Genomic DNA, 1,232 nt, shown 5'->3' on the forward strand with positions numbered 1-1,232 from the left:
TTGAACAACCGATTGACTTTGTTCCGATGAACATTGAGGCCGTCTGAAAAGGCGGCATAGCTGTCGAAACCCATGCTTTCGGCTAGCAGTTGTTGTTGTTCGGGCGAAGTGGGCAGGGTTTGAGTTTGCCGGTCGTCCCAGTATTGTAGGCGGTGTTCGACATCGCGCAGGAAGCGGTAGGCAGCAAGCAGGGTTTCGACGTTTTCAGACGGCATGATGCCCAGCTCGGCAAGTTTCTTCAGCGTTTCTTGCGTGCCTTTCAGTTGCAGCGCGCGCATTTGGCCGCCGCGTATCATTTGGAAAATCTGGGCGATAAATTCAACTTCGCGGATGCCGCCTGCGCCGAGTTTGATGTTGTCCGCCATGCCTTTTTTGCTGACTTCGCTGCGGATTTGGCGGTGCAGGTTGCGTATTGCTTCATATGCGCTGTAATCCAGATATTTGCGGAACACAAAGGGGCGCACCAACGCTTTGATGTCGTTCGGATACGGCGTAACTACGCGGCCTTTGCACCACGCATAACGCTCCCATTCTCGTCCCTGCGTAATTAAATATTGCTCCAGTGCGGTTTCGCTCAAGACCAGCGCGCCCGAATCGCCGTCCGGCCGCAGCCGCATATCGACGCGGAACACCTGCCCGTCGGCGGTAATGTCGTTCAGCAACGCAATCAGTTTCTGCCCAACTTTGGTGAAAAACTCCTGATTGCCGCGTTCGCGCCTGCCGTCGGTATCGCCCGATTCGGGATAGACGAAAATCAAATCGATGTCGGAAGATACGTTCAACTCATAGCCGCCCGCCTTGCCCATCGCCACCACGCTCAAATACTGCGGCGATTTCGTATAACGCCCGATCGGCGTACCATACATATCCTGATAATAGGCGTAAGAAAAGTCTAACGCAGTATTCACGGCAAAATCGGCAAACAGCGTAATCGTGCGGGTCACTTCGTTCAAATCGCTGATGCGGTTTATATCGCGCACGATAATCTGCGACACCACATAACGGCGTAACTCGCGCAACTGCCGCGCCAATTCTTCCTCATTTTCTTCCGCGCGGATTTTGCCCCAATCCGCAAAAGCTTGAAAATCAGCTTCGGTCAAAACCTTGTCCAGCATGGGCAGGAAAATTTCGGGCTTGAGTTTGCCGGAATCAAGATTGCGGGCGAGAAAAAGGGAATAACGGCGGGCAGTATCGAGGCGGTTCATAATCTTTGCCTGAATAAACAGAAAAGA

General features: G+C 52.9%; 1 protein-coding gene. It reads right to left on the minus strand.

Annotated features, from left to right (window positions below; translation table 11 throughout):
* Nucleotides 1–1,205, minus strand: a 1,205-nt coding sequence (glnE, locus tag ACTHS3_RS13665; RefSeq protein ID WP_440368212.1) for a bifunctional [glutamate--ammonia ligase]-adenylyl-L-tyrosine phosphorylase/[glutamate--ammonia-ligase] adenylyltransferase, incomplete at its 3' end; no start/stop codon positions are given.
* Nucleotides 1,206–1,232: the final 27 nt, after the last annotated feature.

This window comes from Neisseria sp. P0009.S007, assembly GCF_051962515.1.